The following is a 1781-nucleotide window of genomic DNA, read 5'->3' on the forward strand; positions in this document are numbered from 1 at the left end:
TCTCGGGCTCGCCCTCCGTGCGTGAGGATCGGCTCGGCCCATCCGAGCAACCCTCGTCTTTTAATCGCACGAAAGGGCGGGCCACCGATCTCAGCCCCGGAACATGACGTCTAGGTGCTGCACGCCTGGTCATCGCTGGCGATGGGGCTGTTTGGCACTGTTGCGGTACTGAGACACCGATAGCGATCCGTTAACCGCTGAGGGCAATGGCTTAACGCTTTGCCACGCTCGCGCCAAGTTTTCGGCGGAACGCTCGACGTACCTCGACCGTTTAATCGGGGCCAATCTTTGCGAAAGGACCTTTCCGATGATCAAGAAACTTGTCTGTGCCGCCGCGCTTTCAACCACGGTCCTCGCCCTTCCCGTCAGCGCCGGCACGCTGCGGCTCGGCACGCTCGATTGCACCATCGACGGTGGCACCGGCTATGTGATCACGTCAAACAAGGGCGTGTCCTGCGTCTTCCGCCCCTCTCATCACGGCCCGGCCGAGATCTACACCGGAATGATCTCCAAGCTCGGTGTCGATGTCGGCAAGACGCATCAGGGCCAGCTCGTCTGGGCGGTGCTTGCCGCGACCCGCAACCATGACGCGGGCGATCTCGCCGGCAGCTATTACGGCGTCAACGCCGAGGCGAGCGTCGTGACCGGCGGCGGCGCCAATGTCCTGGTCGGCGGACTGGACAGCGCCTTCATGCTCGAGCCGCTGAGCGTCCAGGCGCAGACCGGCGTCAACCTGGCCGTCACCGTGGCCTCGCTGGACCTCGTCCACTCCTACAAGTGAAGCATTCAACTCCCGACCGCCCGCTCTCCATACACGCGGCCCGGGACAGCACAATTCGGCTGTTCCGGGCCGTATCTTTTGGAGATGCCGAGACCTGGAATTTCCCGACGTGAGCGTTATGCCACGCTCGATGTTCGAACCCTGGGTGGTTCTGCGTCATCCCTTGGACGGACGCGTGCAGGACAACTTGCGCAAATGGAAGACAGGCGGATTTCGCCGGATCTCGGCCGAGAGGCCTTTTGGCGACGTCATCAAATCAAGCCCCACTCCGACGAGCGAGAAGCGGATCGCTCCGCATCCGTCGCTGAAGCCGCAGGCATTTCTGCGGCGCCTGGTTTATGCCTCGCTGCCAATGGGCGACGGCGTGGTTTTGGATCCTTTCGCAGGGTCCGGCTCTACGCTCGCCGCCGCCAATGCGGTCGGCTACGAAAGCGTCGGTATTGAACGGGACTTGACCTATGTCATGATGGCCCGGAGCGTCGTTCCGAAGCTTGCTGCTCTAGCGGTTCAGTAGATAGATCCAATTTGATCGGAGTTTCTGAATACCCGCGCGATCGAGGGTCGCTGTGCGGGTGCCGAGTTCGCCGCGCGGATTCTTGCGAAAATCGGCTTCCGTCACATAGGCATGTGGACTTCCGAGAATCGCATCGGACGACGATCGCGGGCTGGCTCGGTATCGTGGTTGGGTCTCCTATACGAACACGCACATATGCTGCTCGCGTGCGCCATGGGTGTCGACAGCACCGCCTGGCTTGCGGGTGCTCTTGATCTCGATGCCCTCCGTGCCGGATTTCACCGAATTGTTGGGGTACACCCCCTGCACCAAAAGATCGGGGTGGCCGTTGAAGTGCTTGTTCTCGACAAGGGAACGCGCATGCTTTGCCATGGAGGTGAGTGGCGCGGGGGAATCGCACCCCCGCGCTCTCGCAGAACCGTACGTGACACTCTCGCGTCATACGGCTCCCATTGTTCGGCCGCGTCCGAAGAGCAAGGCCCAATG

The 1781-nt window shown here is 61.9% G+C and carries 3 protein-coding genes; 2 read left to right on the top strand and 1 reads right to left on the bottom strand.

Translation table 11 applies throughout. The features are described from left to right. The first annotated feature begins 307 nt into the window (after nt 1-307). Together RFN28_RS34415 and RFN28_RS34420 are read left to right on the top strand one after the other, a co-directional pair. Nucleotides 308-781 carry a DUF992 domain-containing protein gene (locus RFN28_RS34415; RefSeq protein WP_320291569.1) on the top strand — a complete coding sequence of 158 codons (474 nt, stop codon included), beginning with the start codon at nt 308-310 and terminating at the stop codon, nt 779-781. Nucleotides 782-911: 130 nt separating this feature from the next. Next, nucleotides 912-1295 carry a DNA methyltransferase gene (locus tag RFN28_RS34420; protein WP_320291570.1) on the top strand — a complete coding sequence of 128 codons (384 nt, stop codon included), beginning with the start codon at nt 912-914 and terminating at the stop codon, nt 1293-1295. A 177-nt stretch (nt 1296-1472) separates the two neighbouring features. Here RFN28_RS34420 and RFN28_RS34425 read toward each other — a convergent pair whose 3' ends face one another. After that, the gene (locus RFN28_RS34425) at nt 1473-1667 is read right to left on the bottom strand and encodes a hypothetical protein (RefSeq protein ID WP_320291571.1); all 195 of its coding nucleotides are present in this window, start codon (nt 1665-1667) and stop codon (nt 1473-1475) included. Nucleotides 1668-1781: the final 114 nt, after the last annotated feature.

The sequence above is a fragment of the Mesorhizobium album genome, assembly GCF_033977205.1.
GTDB classification, from domain to species: domain Bacteria; phylum Pseudomonadota; class Alphaproteobacteria; order Rhizobiales; family Rhizobiaceae; genus Mesorhizobium; species Mesorhizobium album.

Excerpts from the sequence above, each read along its gene's own strand:
- RFN28_RS34420 (WP_320291570.1), top strand. The coding sequence starts at position 912 with ATGTTCGAACCCTGGGTGGTTCTGCGTCATCCCTTGGACGGACGCGTG.
- RFN28_RS34415 (WP_320291569.1), top strand. The coding sequence starts at position 308 with ATGATCAAGAAACTTGTCTGTGCCGCCGCGCTTTCAACCACGGTCCTC.
- RFN28_RS34425 (WP_320291571.1), bottom strand. The coding sequence starts at position 1,667 with ATGGCAAAGCATGCGCGTTCCCTTGTCGAGAACAAGCACTTCAACGGC.